General features: G+C 45.1%; 10 protein-coding genes. 7 read left to right on the forward strand and 3 right to left on the reverse strand.

Annotated elements, in window-relative coordinates; all coding sequences use genetic code 11:
* Nucleotides 1–20: 20 nt before the first annotated feature.
* A complete protein-coding gene (gene glpT / locus J4N37_RS12445; RefSeq protein WP_252041072.1) occupies nucleotides 21–1,388 on the reverse strand; it encodes a glycerol-3-phosphate transporter in 1,368 nt (455 codons plus the stop codon).
* Nucleotides 1,389–2,257: 869 nt separating this feature from the next.
* On the opposite strand from glpT, the gene J4N37_RS12450 reads away from it, so the two are divergent.
* The 6 genes from J4N37_RS12450 (at nucleotide 2,258) to mltC (ending at nucleotide 14,567) form a co-directional block, all read left to right on the forward strand.
* Nucleotides 2,258–3,112, forward strand: a complete 855-nt coding sequence (locus tag J4N37_RS12450; RefSeq protein ID WP_005436583.1) for an MIP/aquaporin family protein — start codon at nucleotides 2,258–2,260, stop codon at nucleotides 3,110–3,112.
* 58 nt (nucleotides 3,113–3,170) lie between these two features.
* A complete protein-coding gene (glpK, locus tag J4N37_RS12455; RefSeq protein WP_005436582.1) occupies nucleotides 3,171–4,688 on the forward strand; it encodes a glycerol kinase GlpK in 1,518 nt (505 codons plus the stop codon).
* Between the two features lie 191 nt (nucleotides 4,689–4,879).
* Nucleotides 4,880–5,671, forward strand: a complete 792-nt coding sequence (locus tag J4N37_RS12460) for a DeoR/GlpR family transcriptional regulator (RefSeq protein WP_252041074.1) — start codon at nucleotides 4,880–4,882, stop codon at nucleotides 5,669–5,671.
* Nucleotides 5,672–5,850: 179 nt separating this feature from the next.
* On the forward strand, nucleotides 5,851–7,410 hold the full coding sequence (gene glpD / locus J4N37_RS12465; RefSeq protein ID WP_088881588.1) for a glycerol-3-phosphate dehydrogenase: 1,560 nt from the start codon (nucleotides 5,851–5,853) through the stop codon (nucleotides 7,408–7,410).
* 211 nt (nucleotides 7,411–7,621) lie between these two features.
* Entirely contained in the window at nucleotides 7,622–13,276 is a 5,655-nt protein-coding gene (locus J4N37_RS12470) for an SslE/AcfD family lipoprotein zinc metalloprotease (RefSeq protein WP_373417599.1), read from the forward strand.
* A gap of 166 nt (nucleotides 13,277–13,442) precedes the next feature.
* Nucleotides 13,443–14,567 (forward strand): membrane-bound lytic murein transglycosylase MltC, encoded by a 1,125-nt coding sequence (gene mltC, locus J4N37_RS12475; RefSeq protein ID WP_252041076.1) that lies wholly within the window; start codon nucleotides 13,443–13,445, stop codon nucleotides 14,565–14,567.
* A gap of 115 nt (nucleotides 14,568–14,682) precedes the next feature.
* On the opposite strand, the gene J4N37_RS12480 is transcribed toward mltC, so the two are convergent.
* A complete protein-coding gene (locus J4N37_RS12480; RefSeq protein WP_010449927.1) occupies nucleotides 14,683–15,867 on the reverse strand; it encodes an NnrS family protein in 1,185 nt (394 codons plus the stop codon).
* Between the two features lie 199 nt (nucleotides 15,868–16,066).
* On the opposite strand from J4N37_RS12480, the gene J4N37_RS12485 reads away from it, so the two are divergent.
* Nucleotides 16,067–16,618 (forward strand): gamma-glutamylcyclotransferase family protein, encoded by a 552-nt coding sequence (locus J4N37_RS12485; protein WP_252042143.1) that lies wholly within the window; start codon nucleotides 16,067–16,069, stop codon nucleotides 16,616–16,618.
* Nucleotides 16,619–16,656: 38 nt separating this feature from the next.
* Here the strand turns inward: J4N37_RS12485 and J4N37_RS12490 are convergent, their stop codons facing one another.
* The gene (locus J4N37_RS12490; RefSeq protein ID WP_071235356.1) at nucleotides 16,657–17,268 is read right to left on the reverse strand and encodes an outer membrane beta-barrel protein; all 612 of its coding nucleotides are present in this window, start codon (nucleotides 17,266–17,268) and stop codon (nucleotides 16,657–16,659) included.
* Nucleotides 17,269–17,288: the final 20 nt, after the last annotated feature.

A 17,288-nucleotide genomic window follows, 5' to 3' on the forward strand; every position in this document is an offset into this window, starting at 1 on the left:
TCCACTGCCCCTTTAAGGTTTTATGACGCCAATGCTTCTTTCTCACGCGCTTTTTGTTCATGGTGAGCGCGCTCGCCAAGAAATGCGTAAGTCAAACAAACGATAGACGTGATACATGAACCCACGAGGATGATAAAACCGCCATCCCAGCCGAAGTGGTCTACCGTGTAGCCAAGAATTGCGTTTGCCGCTACCGCACCGCCCAAGTAACCAAATAAGCCAGTTAGACCTGCAGCCGTACCCGCCGCTTTTTTAGGAGCAAGCTCTAGTGCATACAAACCAATCAACATTACCGGACCGTAAATCAAGAAGCCGATTGCAACCAAGGCCATCATATCGACTGCTGGGTTACCTGCTGGGTTGAACCAGTAAACCAGCACAGCTACGGTTACTAACGCCATAAATAGAATACCGGCAGGAGCACGACGACCTTTAAACAGTTTGTCTGAAATCCAACCACACAATAGCGTACCTGGGATACCCGCCCACTCATATAGGAAGTAAGCCCAAGAAGATTTATCGACCGAGAAATCTTTCGCTTCTTTTAGGTATACCGGTGCCCAGTCCAACACACCGTAGCGGATCAGGTAAACAAATGCGTTCGCAATCGCGATTGACCACAACAACTTATTAGAAAAGACATACTTGAAGAAAATTTCCTTCGCCGTCATTTCTTTTTCGTGTGACTTGTCGTAATCGTCAGGGTAATCGTCTTTGTACTCTTCAATTGGCGGAAGACCACAAGACTGTGGTGTATCTCTTACGGTGAACCAAATAAAGACAGCAACGAGCGTGGCAAAAAATGCAGGAACATAGAAAGCGGTGCGCCAATCGTCGTTAAATGCCCAAAGGCCAAGAATAAATAGTGGACCAATTAAACCACCGCCTACGTTATGCGCCACGTTCCAAACCGATACTATCTCGCCACGCTCTTTGCGCGACCACCAGTGAACCATGGTTCGACCACAGGCAGGCCATCCCATACCTTGGAACCAACCGTTTAGGAACAATAGAATAAACATCGCGGTAATGCTGCCCGTGGCCCAAGGCATGAAGCCGAAGCAGAACATCACAAGCGCAGACATTAATAGACCGCCACTTAAGAAGTAACGAGGGTTTGAGCGGTCAGAGACACTGCCCATTAAGAATTTTGATAAACCGTAAGCAATAGATACTGCAGCTAAAGCAACACCAAGATCACCACGACTGAACCCTTGATCAATCAAGTAAGGCATCGCCAAGCTAAAGTTTTTACGAACCAGATAGTAGCCAGCATAACCGACAAAGATGCCGATAAAGAGTTGCCAACGTAAGCGGGAATAAGTGCCGTCGATCTTATCGGACGATAAGCGATCGATGTGCGCCTTGGGTTTGAATATTCCAAACATAGGAACCTCATTAATATAGTGAGCGATGGTAGGGAGTACAAAATCGCGAACGAGCAAGAAGGAGTTTCGTTCGAAAGTTTATGCATTTTATGAAATACGATTTTTATTTCTGTGACAAATGTTGCATAGGGATTAAATTTCAGTAAATACAGTAAACTAGAAGCATTTAATTGGACAGCGCTTCCATTTCCCCCATATTCCGTTACTGTTTATATAGAGCATGAAGTGCGCAAACGAACAAAATCACCGCGAACTTAAGCAAACCAAGTGCTCAAATGACCACATAAATGGATAATAGGTAAAGGAGGAAGAGATTAAACACGTGATTTAAGTTAGAAAGCCTCAATATGGCGTGTTGCAACAATGTCATGGCGTTAACAATTAGGACCGGTATCAACCAACCACTCCCAAAGTGCATTCAAAGCGAATCTCCGAGTAAAAGACGGTTTATCAACCACGGATAAACGTCTTCGCTCTTAGTGATGACGCAGCTCTGGGCAACGAGCGAATGAATATCAGCAATCCCTTATCACCATTAGTGTTAGCTAGCTCTTTAGGGTTAGTTTTCGACCAATAATCTGAGTATTTTCCCACCACTCGCGAAGCAGGTTCACAAAACTCCTCTTACCAGTTTGTGCATTGATTTTCACATCGGTAGTTTTAGTCCATCAAAGCAAAATTGAAGACCATAATTCGTTTTATCGAGTTTCCTTTTTGAGCAAAAGATGCGTCAATTAACAAAAACGAAGAGTTTGATTAACAAATTTATGCTCAAACGCTCACTTTTGACGCTCGTTTGTTTTCGCAAACGTTTATATATGCACAATAGAACCGTGCTAGATAAGCATAAATATTAAAGGACTCTTAACATGACAACGAACAAACACCCCTCACTGCTCGGAGAATGTTTGGCCGAGTTTATCGGTACAGGATTACTTATCTTTTTTGGCGTAGGCTGTGTCGCAGCACTCGTTTTGACCGGGGCTCAATTTGGTCAATGGGAAATCAGTATTGTATGGGGCTTTGGCGTCGCCATCGCTATTTACTGTACTGCGGGCGTATCCGGTGCACACATCAACCCTGCCGTAACTATCGCACTGGCGATGTTCCATGGATTTGATAAGGCGAAAGTTGTGCCTTATATCATTGCGCAAATGCTCGGTGCATTTTGCTCTGCCGCTTTGGTTTACAGCTTGTACAGTAACCTGTTTACGGATTACGAAATCGCGCACAACTTCGTTCGTAGCAGCCAGGACGCATTAGCGACGGCGGGCATTTTCTCGACTTACCCACATGCTTCTCTCTCTTTCTTTGGCGCTTTTGCTGTGGAATTCGTGATTACTGCAGTGCTAATGTTTGCCATTCTTGCTCTTGGTGACGAGAACAACGGCGCACCTCGCGGCGCGATGAACCCATTACTTATCGGTATCCTCATTGCAGTTATCGGTGGTTCTTTAGGCCCACTGACTGGCTTTGCGATGAACCCTGCTCGTGACTTCGGCCCTAAACTGTTTGCTTACTTTGCAGGCTGGGATTACGCACTGACTGGTGCTCGTGAGATCCCATACTTTATTGTTCCAATTCTTGCTCCTATCGCAGGTGCTTGCTTCGGTGGTTGGTTGTACCCGAAAGCGATTGCTGCATATCTGCCACAACAAGGTCATGGCTGTACTATCCCTAACCAGTGCGAGACCGAAGAAGAAGCAGAACAAGCTCAAGCTTAAAACCAACTCATTCGAACATTTACTAAAATATAAATAACGAAACAAAAGGATTCTTACCATGACTGAGCAAAAATACATTGTTGCCCTAGACCAAGGCACGACAAGCTCTCGTGCTGTCATTCTGGATCATGACGCGAATATAGTAAGCGTCGCTCAGCGAGAATTTACTCAGATTTATCCAGAGGCTGGTTGGGTTGAACATGACCCAATGGAGATCTGGGCAACTCAAAGCTCTACTTTGGTTGAAGCACTTGCAAAAACCGGTATCCGTAGCGACCAACTTGTTGGTATCGGTATTACCAACCAACGTGAAACCACAATTGTATGGAACAAAGAAACAGGCAAGCCGGTTTACAACGCGATCGTGTGGCAATGTCGCCGTACTGCCGATATTTGTGAAGAATTAAAAGCGCGCGGACTAGAAGATTACGTTCGCGACAATACCGGTCTGGTTCTAGACCCTTACTTCTCTGGCACAAAAGTGAAGTGGATTCTAGATAATGTTGAAGGCGCACGCGAAGATGCTGAAGCAGGCAAACTGCTGTTCGGTACTGTTGACACTTGGTTGGTTTGGAAGATGACTCAAGGCCGCGTTCACGTAACGGACTACACTAACGCATCTCGTACCATGCTCTTCAACATCAATGACCTATGCTGGGATCAGAAAATGCTGGATGAGATGGGTATCCCAGCGTCGATGATGCCTGAAGTCAAACGCTCATCAGAAATCTACGGTCAAACCAACATTGGTGGTAAAGGCGGTACTCGTATCCCAATCGCGGGTATTGCAGGTGACCAACAAGCCGCGCTTTACGGTCAGATGTGTGTAGAAGCCGGACAAGCGAAGAACACCTACGGTACAGGTTGTTTCTTGTTGATGAACACTGGTCAAGAGAAGGTCACATCGAAAAATGGTCTGTTGACTACGCTAGCATGCGGTCCAAAAGGCGAGCCAGCTTACGCTCTTGAGGGTGCAGTGTTCATGGGAGGCGCTTCAATTCAATGGCTACGTGATGAAATGAAGATTCTAGCTGGAGCTGAAGATTCAGAATACTTTGCGACCAAAGTAGATACTTCAAATGGTGTTTATGTTGTTCCTGCGTTTACTGGTCTGGGCGCACCATATTGGGATGCTTACGCTCGCGGTACAATTGTCGGTCTAACTCGTGGCGTAAACTCTAACCACATTATCCGCGCAACTTTGGAAGGCATCGCTTACCAAACTCGTGATGTGCTAGATGCAATGCAAGCAGACTCGGGCATCAAACTAGCGAACCTTCGTGTAGATGGCGGCGCAGTGGCGAACAACTTCTTAATGCAGTTCCAATCTGATGTTCTAAATACCGAAGTTCACCGCCCTCAAGTAACCGAAGTGACCGCTTTGGGTGCTGCCTACCTAGCCGGCCTAGCGGTTGGTTTCTGGGATAGCATTGATGAACTGCAAGACAAAGCTGTGCTCGATCGCACATTCGAACCACATGATGATGAAGAGAAACGTAATCGTCGTTACAAAGGTTGGAAGCGCGCAGTTAAGTGTGCTCAAACCTGGTCTGAGCTTCACGACGAAGACGATTAATTTCTGATAAACGATTAGTTTTCCCCCTGATTAATCGTAAAGAGCGCCTAATTGGCGCTCTTTTTTTGCGTTCGATCGCGGATTCCACACTCCCACAGCTTCTCACAATGCGCTAATTCGAGCACAATAGAGCAAGTTTCTATTTTCGATTTTGAAGCATTGGCGATTACCAGTGCACAAGGGAGTGCTAAGTGAAGCAAATACCAAGACACCAACAGATTGTTGAGTTGGTGAAAAAACAAGGCTATGTCAGCACGGATGAGCTGGTAGAAAAATTTAATGTTAGTCCTCAAACTATTCGCCGCGACCTAAATGACCTCGCAGATGAAAACAAAATTCGTCGCTACCACGGTGGTGCAACCATTCCTCTCAGTTCAGAGAACACCTCATACAACACGCGTAAAGCGCTTAACTTCAATGAAAAAGATGTCATTGCGGAAGAACTCGTAAAACACATTCCAGATGGCGCAACTTTGTTTATTGATATTGGCACGACCCCAGAAGCTGTCGCTCGAGCGCTCAATAAAAACCACAAACAGCTTCGCGTGGTGACCAATAACATTAATGTTGCCACCATTCTTTTACCGAACCCGGAAATCAAAGTGATTTTAGCGGGCGGTGAAGTTCGCAACCGAGATGGCGGCATTGTTGGTGAAGCGACACTCGATTTCGTCAAACAATTCCGCCTCGACTTCGGTATTTTAGGCATCAGTGGTATCGATTTTGATGGCTCACTACTGGACTTTGATTACCACGAAGTTCGCGTTAAACAGGCGATTATCGATAACAGCCGCAGCGTTTTCCTTGCGGTTGACCATTCGAAGTTTGGTCGTAATGCGATGGTGAAACTGGGCAATATCGCGCAATTGAACATGGTATTTACTAACAAACAACCACCAGAGGAGATTCTCGCGATTCTAAAAGAAGCAGCAGTTCCGCTCGAAGTGGTTGATACACAAGTGGAAAGAACCATAACCGAATAGCGTTTACACTCACTATTTACGCGCATAAATGACCTCTGTCTTAATTAGGCAGAGGTTTTTTTGTGCCCAAATCACACAAAACGCTCATAAACGAAAATAAACAATGACCACAAACGAAACCTAAGCTAGGATAAACTCATGTTCTAAAATGCTCGTTCGCTCACTAAGAGGTCAAATTTATGAGTATCCAACAAAATGCTTCCACGACGAATTCATCCCCTACTCTAGACATGATCGTGATCGGTGGCGGCATTAACGGGGCTGGTATTGCTGCAGATGCTGCTGGCCGTGGTTTAAGCGTCGGTTTGTACGAAGCTAACGACTTCGCATCGGCAACCTCTTCTGCAAGTTCAAAACTGATCCATGGCGGATTACGTTACCTTGAACACTATGAATTTCGTTTGGTTTCGGAAGCGCTCGCTGAGCGTGAAGTGATCTTACGTAAAGCACCACACGTGGCTCTGCCAATGCGCTTCCGTTTACCTCATCGTCCATTTTTACGCCCAGCTTGGATGATCCGCTGTGGTTTGTTCCTTTACGATAATTTGGGTAGACGCACCACACTGCCAGGCAGCAAAACCGTCAACCTTGCAAAATCAGGTCTTTTAAAACCTGAAATGAAAACTGGTTTCGAATACTCAGATTGTTGGGTAGACGATGCGCGCTTAGTCTTACTTAACGTTCTGGCTGCAAAAGAGAATAACGCAGAAGTTCGCAACTACTGCCGCGTAGAAAAAGCACACCGTGAAGGCGGCATTTGGCATGTCACTATTCATGACGTCACCACAGACCAACGTTTCGAACGTAAAGCGAAAGCTCTGGTTAACGCTGCTGGTCCATGGGTGAAACAGTTCTTTGATGAAGGATTAGAGCAAACCTCCCCTCGCAACATTCGTTTGATCAAAGGCTCGCACATCGTTGTTCCTCGTATCCACAACGAGCCGCAAGCCTACATCCTACAAAACAAAGATAACCGCATCGTATTTATGATCCCTTACTTAGATAAGTTCTCGATCATTGGTACCACAGATGTGGAATACAAAGGCGATCCGCGTGAAGTCGCGATCTCCGAAGATGAAGTCGATTACTTGATCGATATCGTTAACCAACACTTTGTCCACCAGCTAAGTCGCGAAGATGTGGTATGGACTTACAGTGGTGTACGCCCACTGTGTGATGATGAGTCTGACTCACCGCAAGCGATCACACGTGACTACACACTAGAGTTGGATGCTGAATACGACCACGCACCTTTGCTTTCAGTGTTCGGCGGCAAGCTCACGACATACCGTAAGCTTGGTGAAGCGGCAATGAAGAAACTTGCCCCGTTCCTACCTGAAATGGGTAAAGACTGGACGGCAAACCAAACCCTTCCTGGCGGTAACTTCAGTTGCAGCCGCGAGCAACTGGCGAAGATGATTCATGCGAAATACTCGTGGGCATCAGAAGCGATGTTGCTGCGCTATGTGACTCAGTTTGGTACACAAACTTGGGATTTGATGGAAGGCACTAACAACGTAGAAGATCTTGGCCACTGCTTCTCAGAGCAAGCAAGCGGCGTATATCAACGCGAAATTGATTACTTGATGAATCACGAAATGGCGCTAACCGATGAAGACATCTTATGGCGTCGTACAAAACTTGGTTTATACATGAACGAAGAGGAGAAAATCGTACTGGCAGAATATCTAAAAGAGAAGCTGCAACAAAAAGTCGTTAGCCTCTCACAAGTAAGTTAAATTGGACTCTCCTAATACAAAGCCTGCACCTCGCAGGCTTTTTCTATTGTGAGCAACTAGATTCAAGTTATTGATTGAAAAACAAATATGATTGGTAAAAAGTTTTTTATCGTATGAACAATTGTAATTTAGCCACACATACCGTCTAGCATATTTTAATTTAAACTAATTCGAATAGAATGCGCATTTTCCTTCATAACTAAAATAAAAAATGCCTAAAAAACTTATACTTTCAACCATCATATCTATGGTGCTTACTGGTTGCTTTAGCGACTCAGGGAGTAGTCAGCCTCCTTCAGTAGAGCCGCCTTCGTCGAATCACCCACCTAGTGTAGAGTCAGTTCCTGTGCTTACTGCGCTGGTCGATCATAAGGTAACTTACCAACTTGTTGCCTCCGATAGAGACGGTGATTCTCTGAGCTATCAACTGAACGATGCGCCCGATTTTGTGTCTGTCGATAAACTTGGCTTAGTCACTATTGCTCCAAAAGAACCAGACCAAGACCAGTATCAATTTTCTATCAGCGTCTCAGACGGTAAAGCTAAGGTAACCACCCAAATTCAGCTCAATGTGTTTGCTCAACCAACAGCATCTTGCCCTGAAGATACGACTGATCCAGAGTGTAATAATGACAGCGGTTTCCAACCTAACTTCGCTCCTGAGCTCAACGTTGATGCGCAAATCGATGTTAAGGCAGATATCGCATCGAACTATCAAGTCAGTGCTAAAGACTACAATGGTGATCAACTAAGCTTCTCTTTAAACCAAGCACCTTCTTGGGCATCGATTGATAGCCAAGGGCTTATGAACTTCGTGCCAACTGCGGCTGATATTGGCACTTACGAGCTTGCAGTGATAGTCAGTGACGGCACATTCGACGTAACCGCTGATACTCAAGTAACCGTGCATTTAGGCATGACACCGGTAGATCCAGACTTGATAAATCATGCTCCGGTGGTTGACCCTATCCCTGAGCTAACAGCTCAAATTCTGCAACAGTCAACTTACCAAGTTCTTGCGACGGATAAAGATGGTGATGCACTGGCTTACTCTTTAAAAGATGCGCCTGATTTTGTCTCCATCTCAGAAAATGGTCTGCTATATATAGAGCCACTAAACAACTCAAATACTGGAAGTCATCATAGCCAGGTACTAGTAAGTGACGGCTCACTTACCACATCTCGTAATCTAACCATTCACGTTAGTGAGCAAGATGAACCAGGGAATGACAACAATGCTCCTATAGTTCAATCAATAGCACCGATCACCGCTTTCACCGATCAAACGCTTGAATACCAAGTCATCGCATCTGACCGAGATGGGGACCGTTTGAGCTTCTCACTTGATAACTCGCCAGAATTTGTCTCGATCACTCAATCAGGCGTTCTTACTTTCGCACCAACACCGGTGCATGAAGGCAATTATCAATTTGATGTTACGATCAGCGATGGGAAGTTAAGCACAAAGACAACCGTTATTGCTCAGGTTCATCTTCCGACAGCATCCTGCGATGAAGACAGCACCGCACCTGAGTGTGTGAACCCCGATGAAGGTATGGAAGTCACCTTCTACAAAGCTAGTCTGACAGCATCAAACAAGCCATTAAAAGGCGATGTGAGTTGCAACGGGCAATCACTCTTAGAGGGTCACTTTAATACGACAGAAGGTGACAGCTTTACTTGTTACTTAGAATCACTCGATTCCAGTTCAATAGAACTCGGAAGCTTCATCGCTCCCGATCACAAGAGCCAAAGCCTCAACTCAGATGCATTAGTTCCCATTGCCTTTGAGCTCACCAACGTCATCGGTAAAGGTGATAATGCGGCGAAAGTATTGGAGTCGATCTCCTCTTGTCCAGAGTCACAACAGGTCTGCCTTAACAAGATGGACAGCATCGACATTGCCGGGATCTATAACTCAGCTGCACTCGATTCAGACGAAACCGTAGGCGCGTTTTTAGCCGCTAAAAGTGAAGAGTCTACTGACGACGTAGGTAAAGCACCGAGCTCACACCGAGATCCTAATTTGGTTCCTGCGGTATCTGGTGGTGATAACGATTTGAACAGTGACTTTGTGTCATCTAATGCAGAAGCCAGTTTGACATATCAGCCAAGTGTAGAGGCTCAAGTATTAACTCGCAGTACATTAACTGACGCTCATGGACTGCCGATTGCGGGAATCAGCTATTTCTCCGCACACTCAACGGGGGTAACAGATGCGAATGGTGAATTTGAGTATTTGTGGGGGGATTCACTCACATTTGGCATTGATACCTTTGAGTTTGGCTCCGTTATCGGTAACAAGGTAAGTTATCAACTTGCCGATGTGACAGAAAACCCTGTAGTAAAAGCGAACATCCAAGCTTTATTGCAGCGTTATGGCGAAGCAAGTGGCGAACAGATCACGATTGATGCTCAAGTACGGGACGTATTCTCACAATACCCGAACGTCATCAATGAGCTGATCAAACTTACCCTACCGAATGGTGGAAAGTTAGAAGGTACCTCTTTCAGCTTGCCTAATGAATTTGAAAAGCAATTTGAACAGGGACTTACTGCGCTCATTGATCAATCTTTGAAAAAGACATCAGTTGTCGCAAATCGATCGCCAGTCGTCTTTTCTCTGAATGATGATAAATACGTGACCAACTCACTTAAAGCAATCTTTGACGGCGTCACGACTTTTCATGTCTTCAACGATAATAGCAGTTTCTATGGTGCAACAGGTTACACGCGCGGAATGCGTATGTTGAATATGTCAAACCGTGCGTTCCCAATTGTCATGCCACGCACCGACATTAACCGACAAATTGCTTTTGATGAAGCCCAAGCCTGGACACGAGAAGGTAAGCCATACATCGCAAACTGGCCTGACATTGAAATGCCAGCCATCCCTAAAGTTTCAAAAGACAACGCCACCTTCGGCTTTCCATTTGTTACAGCTGGAGAGATCGGCTTAGGCAAAGTGGTGTTTATGGGCAACAGCTTGTACCCAAGTATCCTGTCTTGTCCAAACAACTACTGGGCGAACGACGCACTGCGTATTGACAGTACCGCTTACTCTTGTACAACCACTGTTGATTTATCCGATGACCCAAGAAACGATCATGGCAGCATGAAACGCTTCTTCAGTAATCTGTTCCAATGGCTCGCACCTGAGTTAAACAATGGTGGCATTCGTGTTGCCACCAATATCGACCTAGCTGCGGCAGCAAGAAGTAATGTGTCTCATGGCACTCAATATGACTTCTTTATTAGCCCAGAATACGGGTTTTACGCAGTCGATAAAATCAGTAAAGGTGGCTTTGAGGCGCTTTCTATCACAGAAACACCATTGCTTATTCTTCAAGGTTATCAACCGAAAGTTCTCGGTGATGGCATGACTCATCGCTACATCGCGGATTTAGATCAAGCAAACCTAACTCAGGAAGATATCACCGCCCTCATCCACTTTATCAATGATGGTGGCAGCGTGATATTTATGGATGCCATCGACGAAAAGCTAAACCCTGAACCTTTAGGACGTCTAGCCGATGCAGCTGGTATGTCTATTGGTGGCAGTAATGTGACGCCAACTAACCAAGCTTTCTGTGGTTCATCATACTACTGCCAAAGCATGTATCCGAACCTTCATGTACGTAGCCGCTATGACATGGTCGTACTAGAGCGATTCCCTGATGTCAATGGCAAACGCCCTTACCAAGTCAATGATGACGGCTCGATAACTTGGGCTCCGCCAATCGATATGCCAAGCCTTGAAATTCCTCAATATCAAGTAGAGAAACTTGATAGCAATGGAAAACCAATGCTAGACGAATCTGGGCAACCAATCATGGCAACAAAGCATGCTCGTATTTTTGTACAAAATGAGCAAGAAACAGCAGCAGCGATTGCTGAACTGCAAAATGCGTTTCCAGGTACATCAATCTGTAGTCATGATTACGAATACGAAATCGACTGTATCGAAATTCGCAAAGGTGATGGTGTCATTGTACGTGGAAACTATTGGCGAAAAGACTTCGATCGTTACCAAATAAGCCCAGATGTAGTGGATAGCATGGTGAAAGCTGCGAACTTAGGCACCAATATCCAAGCGTTGATGGATCATGAACTTTACTACCGTACTAAAGGCGACAAAGGTATTCGTTTATCTACCACAGAGCTAAACCAAACCTATGACAACCTATCAGTATGGTTATGGAACAACAATGATTATGCTTACGATCAGGACGTTCAAGATGAGCTCGGTTTTGAAACTCTAGTCAACTACCTGAATTGCTACACAAACAATAAACATGGCAACGGTGGGGCTTGTCCTGACTCATTAAAGGCTCAACTGATTGAGCACAAGATGGTTCACGGTGAAGGTGAACTATTAGGGCAAATGAACCCTAGCTACCCATTGAACTATACTGAAAAGCCTTTGACTCGCATTATGCTCGGGCGCTCATTCTGGGACTACGACATTAAAGTGGATACATCAGCGTACCCTGGTCAAAGTACAGGAGAGGCAACCAATGTTTCAATTCAGATTGCAACCGCGGGCTCCCCTGTAACCTTCTCAGCAGGAAACAATCAATCAACTGGACTTTGGGCACCACAGTTACAAAAAGTCACTGTGACAGGCGGCGTACAAGCTAACATCACCGTAATGATGGCCGATGATTTAACAGGTAAGCCTCAACATGAGACTCGTCTAAATCGTCCACCTAGAATGCAAATGAACTTTGCCCACGATGGGGTATTAACCAAGTTCACCGTTCCTTACGGGGGGCTTATCACGGTTAAACCAATAAGCTCTGCTTCTGCAGATAATGCAATAGCGACATTCACTTTCGATGGCGTACAAAAAGCGGCATGGTGGAAAGAAGGGAAATGGGTGCACTCGATTGAAGAGAGTACCGCCCCAATCGCAGAAGTGGACACGGGGAGCTTCATTTATACAACGGCCGTTAAGAACTTGACCAACGCGGATCTTGTAAAGTTCAGTGAAGAAATGAATCAGTTTGCTGAAGCTGCAAGTGATTTCTATGGTCGAGATGAAGTAACAACTGAGGGCAAGCATCGACGTTTTACCTACGAAGATCTCGCTGAATTCCGCCACCGATTCGTCAATGACGTACAGATCTCGATTGGTGCTGCACATTCAGGTTATCCAGTTATGAACAGTGGCTTTAACGCCCAAAATGAGAACATACCATTACAACCTCTGGCTAGTTGGTTACTGTGGCATGAGGTAGGTCACAACTTAGCCTCAGCGCCATTTATAGCTGCTGGTAGCACTGAAGTAACTAACAATTTGCTTGCCCTATACATGCAAGAGCAAGTCAATGGCAAAATGGTTCGTATCGAAGCTGACATACAAAAAGCCCCATACTGGTTGGAGCAAAACAGCGGTCATGCATGGAGCCATGGCGATGCGGGTTTACGTTTGGTTATGTTCGGACAGCTAAAAATCTGGGCTCAAGATAACTTCATCATCGACAATTGGTATTCATCAGGAACTGAAAAGCCAAGCATCTACAATCATGACCAAGGATGGAACATGTTTAAGTTTATGCACCGCAAATCCCGTGGCGATTCACAAGGTGATGAAGGTATGAACTACTGTAGTGCACAAGCCACTGGCCTTAGCGGTGGTGACTTGATGATGCTTTGTAGCTCTTACGTTGCTAACCACGACTTGAGCGATTTCTTTACTCTCTGGAATGTTGGTGAAACATCAAGTACCAGTCCTGAAGGAATCAAAACATACTCAGGTGGAATCAGTAGCAAAGCCCTAACAATGTTAGCTGGCCTTAAACTACCGAAACCAGAAACCCCACCTCAAGCGATCAGTCACCTTCCTGATGCTGTAGTACATTGATCCAATAGTTTTGGCCTCGAAAGAGGCCATTACTTCTCCCGACCTCTTTTCCATTTATCGATACCACAAATTTTTTTAATTTCATGGTGTTAGTACATTTTTCTATCATTTCATTCCTTTATGTAGATCGCGAGTAATCTACAACCCCAGCCAACTATGGACTCTGATGAAACAAACTATTTTGCTGCTATCGCTGTTATTAGCAGGCTGCTCACTTGGCCCAGAAGGGTCTCACCAACAGCAACCAACACAACCGTGTGATTGCAGCGCTTATGAACCGCCTATTTCTCCGCCAACCTCAAATGACAGTGATATCGCTAAGCTATTAGCACATATCAAAAAGCTCGCTCAAGATCGTTGGGGGGAAGATGAATTTGTTGAGGCCGGTAAGCATCGCTATGTGAAATACCTTGATGGTTATAGCACTCGCGCTCACATCGATTTTGAGGCGGGTAAGATTTATGTTTCAACGATTTCTCAATATCAACCAACCGAAAAGTTACAGAAAGCCATTGTACAAACGTTACTGATGCCTGCAGACCCTGCACATGCTGAGCTCTTTAGTGATAAAGAGGCAGTGCTGCGTGGGAAGCCTTTCTTACTTGGGCAGGTTTTGGATCATGATGGCAAACCAATTGAATGGGAATGGCGAGCAAATCGCTACGCGGATTATTTGATCGACAACAGGTTGCAAAAAAAAACCATCAAGCGTGGTAGTGCTTACTATGTTGAAATTACCATGGTAAAGGACCACTTAGAGCAGCGTGAGTACCAATACGCAGGCCTGGTTCAAGATGCAGCGAAACGATATGGGTTATCTGAAGATCTAATTTTCGCCGTGATCAAGACGGAAAGTAGCTTTAATCCTTACGCAGTTTCTCATGCCGGAGCTTACGGTTTGATGCAAGTTATTCCTAAAACCGCTGGTGCTGACGTATTTAACTTGGTGAAAAACAAACCCGGAATTCCGACCAAAGAGTATTTATTCGATCCAGCAAACAATATCGATACCGGTGCGGCATATTTCTATATATTGAAAAACCGCTACTTGCGAGATGTAAAGCACCCAACTTCCAAGCACTTCAGTATGATTTCCGCGTACAACGGTGGCACTGGTGGCGTTCTTTCGACGTTTGATAGTGACCGAAAGCGCGCGATGAACGAACTCAATAGTCTAAATCCAACTCAAGTTTATCAGGCTCTAACGACTCAACACCCAAAAGGGGAAGCAAGACGTTACTTACAAAAAGTTCTGTATTTCCAAAAAGACTTTAGTGAAGGGAACATATAAATACTAGGGGTTGTTGACCTTTCGAGTTGGCTTTTGCAGCGAAAGATAAACAGCCCCTAGGGCTTGGCAATAATCCAAGCCCTTTTTCATGGAGAAGAGTCAAGACTTCCTGAAACTAGCCAGGGTGCCCATCCGCTCGTGGAGTAAGCAACATAATGCCAAAACGCCATACAAACATACCAAAGGCAAGGATCCACAATGCGGCACTCACATCGATCCAAATGAGCATATTTGAAGGGTCAAAAATAACGCCCAAACTTCTCGTTAACGCGGCTCCAATAATCGCAATAAACGCGATACTCATATTCGGACCTTTGTAAATCATGCGCCCTGTGTGCCCCATAGTGACGCGAGCAATCATCGCTAAGATCAATCCACCCAGTGCACCAATCGCAAACAAGTGAATCAAATTGTGACTGGCAAATGCGTTGTCCCAACCACCCCGCAAGATAAGACTTAAAGGCAGACACAAATATGCCGTATGTAAAGACCACACAAGTGGCTCACTTAGGGTTAACCAAGGCTTCCAACGTAGGAATCGAACCAATTGCGCGACTCCGGCAAACAGCATCAGTGGCTTACCAAGTTCAGCAAAAGTTACCGGGAAGAAGCTCAACACAAACAACATGACCAAAGGTAGGTTTGCTAGCCAATCTAACCACATGAGTGGCTGAGCTTTTTCGAAGTTAAAACGACGAGCAGTGAAGAAAGGAATCACTCTCCCCCCCATCACCGATAGTAATAACGTAAACCACCAAAGCATCGCCTGCCATACCGCCGATGAAGTGAATGGAGGCATGCCCTTCACCGTGGCATAACTGGCAAAATTAGCAAAGATTGCGAGTAAGAATAGCGGGACAAAAAATAGGTTTCGCCAACCTTTAGCACGGTATACACGAATGCCTACTTCATATGCTACAAACAACAAAAATAGTGCTTCAATACTGCTGGTTAACCAAAGTGGTGCTGGTGTCCATAGTAATATTCTTGGTGCCAACCATAAGGCAAACAAAGCCAATAACGTGTAATGCTTGGTGCCATTGATGCCAGTCCAGTTTTGCACAGCAGTCAGCACAAAACCCACCACGATGGCCATCGAGAAACCAAACAACATTTCATGTACATGCCACCACAACGCAGGAACACTCAGTGCGCTTGGCTGTCCGGTCTGAAACATCCATACCCATATCGCAATCGCGATAATGGCGTAGATAGAGCCAAACAGGAAAAAGGGTCTAAACCCGAGTCGCAGCCATGCGGGGATTTTTTCTTCCACTTTTTTATCGGTGATATTCAGCATTGTGATGCCCTCAAGTACTTTTAGGTACTGTCCAAAAATTCAACACCAGCGATCTTACCACAAACATGCATAAAAAATATATGTTATAATTTTAAACTATCCTTTCTAGGTAAAAGCTATGCTCCCTGCGTTGCTTGGAGAGTACTGTTTAGGTATAACAGGTAGAAATGATTTCGTCGAAGTAAGGGAAGCAATCGAGATGTATATATTTGGCTATGGCAGCTTAATTAATTCAGCCTCACGTAAGTTAACGGGGCAAACTGGAGAAGCCATCCCGGTAGTTGCTCATGGACTAGTGCGTTATTGGGGGAAAGTCGATGACAGCTATATCCTGTCCCCCCTAGTTGTGAATGAAGGTGAAGGCCAAGTAAACGGCGTATTACTTGAAGTTGATGACCAAGCACTGGCTGAGTTTGACCGTCGCGAGCGTGGTTATCACCGTATTCAAATTCGCCCTGAGCAAATCGAAGCTGAAGTCTCGTTTAACCGAGAGCACAGCATTTGGGTCTACGTCAAAAATGATCCTCTACCGCCCTGTTCACTCAGCCCAATCATGCAAAGCTATGTCGATACTGTTTTAGCTGGTTGCTTGGAAGTATCTCACGCCTTTGCTGAACACTTTGTCGACCATACTATTGGTTGGCAGCATGCAAAAGAAAATGATCGCCACCAGCCTAAATATGGCAACCTTGCTGGAGTGCAGGTCCATCATTATGAAGTGATCGATAACCTAATTAAAAAGGGAGCCTAGCCGCTCCCTTTTGTTACAGTTTTTTAGCTGATACCAAGTTAGAACCTGTAATCTAGACCTACATAGAAGCTGTCGAAATCGAAATCAATATCACCACCATCACCTTCAATTTCAATCGATACAGAAGAGGCTCGATAACCACCTGAAATCATCAATCCAGACATGAACTCGTATCCTGCTTCTACACCATAGTTAAAGCCGACATTGCTTCCATCATCAGCAACCCCGTCAAGAGTAAGGTCAACCCCTAACACTCCAATTCCGGCAATCGCGCCAGCATAAAAACCTGTTCCTGGAAGGTAGTATTTCGGCTTAACATTTACGTTAATCCCATAGGCATCGATTTCGGTCTTAACTTCTTTCGTCGTAAACCCATCCGAAATAGTGGCGATACCATCAAACGAACCGAAATTCATGTATTCGGCCTCTAAGGCAAAACTCAGCTGCTGAGTTAAAGCTCGTTCAACACCAAAACTTACGCCAAATCCCGTGCTGGAGGATAGGCCACTAACTGTTGATTTAGGGATATCAAGATCAGTATTGTGCACCTCAACTCCAACATATCTACCTATGTTTGTGTTGGCTTGAACAGAGCATGACAAAACAACTAATCCCACGGCCAATGACAAAGAAGACGCTGCGAATTTCATTATAATTTCCTTAAACATCA

It is taken from the genome of Vibrio sp. SCSIO 43153, assembly GCF_023716625.1.
Classification (GTDB): Bacteria; Pseudomonadota; Gammaproteobacteria; order Enterobacterales; family Vibrionaceae; genus Vibrio; species Vibrio rotiferianus.

Coding starts and splice junctions, on each gene's coding strand:
- glpK (WP_005436582.1), top strand. CDS start 3,171: ATGACTGAGCAAAAATACATTGTTGCCCTAGACCAAGGCACGACAAGC.
- J4N37_RS12485 (WP_252042143.1), top strand. CDS start 16,067: ATGTATATATTTGGCTATGGCAGCTTAATTAATTCAGCCTCACGTAAG.
- J4N37_RS12450 (WP_005436583.1), top strand. CDS start 2,258: ATGACAACGAACAAACACCCCTCACTGCTCGGAGAATGTTTGGCCGAG.
- J4N37_RS12470 (WP_373417599.1), top strand. CDS start 7,622: ATGCCTAAAAAACTTATACTTTCAACCATCATATCTATGGTGCTTACT.
- J4N37_RS12490 (WP_071235356.1), bottom strand. CDS start 17,268: ATGAAATTCGCAGCGTCTTCTTTGTCATTGGCCGTGGGATTAGTTGTT.
- J4N37_RS12480 (WP_010449927.1), bottom strand. CDS start 15,867: ATGCTGAATATCACCGATAAAAAAGTGGAAGAAAAAATCCCCGCATGG.
- glpT (WP_252041072.1), bottom strand. CDS start 1,388: ATGTTTGGAATATTCAAACCCAAGGCGCACATCGATCGCTTATCGTCC.
- mltC (WP_252041076.1), top strand. CDS start 13,443: ATGAAACAAACTATTTTGCTGCTATCGCTGTTATTAGCAGGCTGCTCA.
- glpD (WP_088881588.1), top strand. CDS start 5,851: ATGAGTATCCAACAAAATGCTTCCACGACGAATTCATCCCCTACTCTA.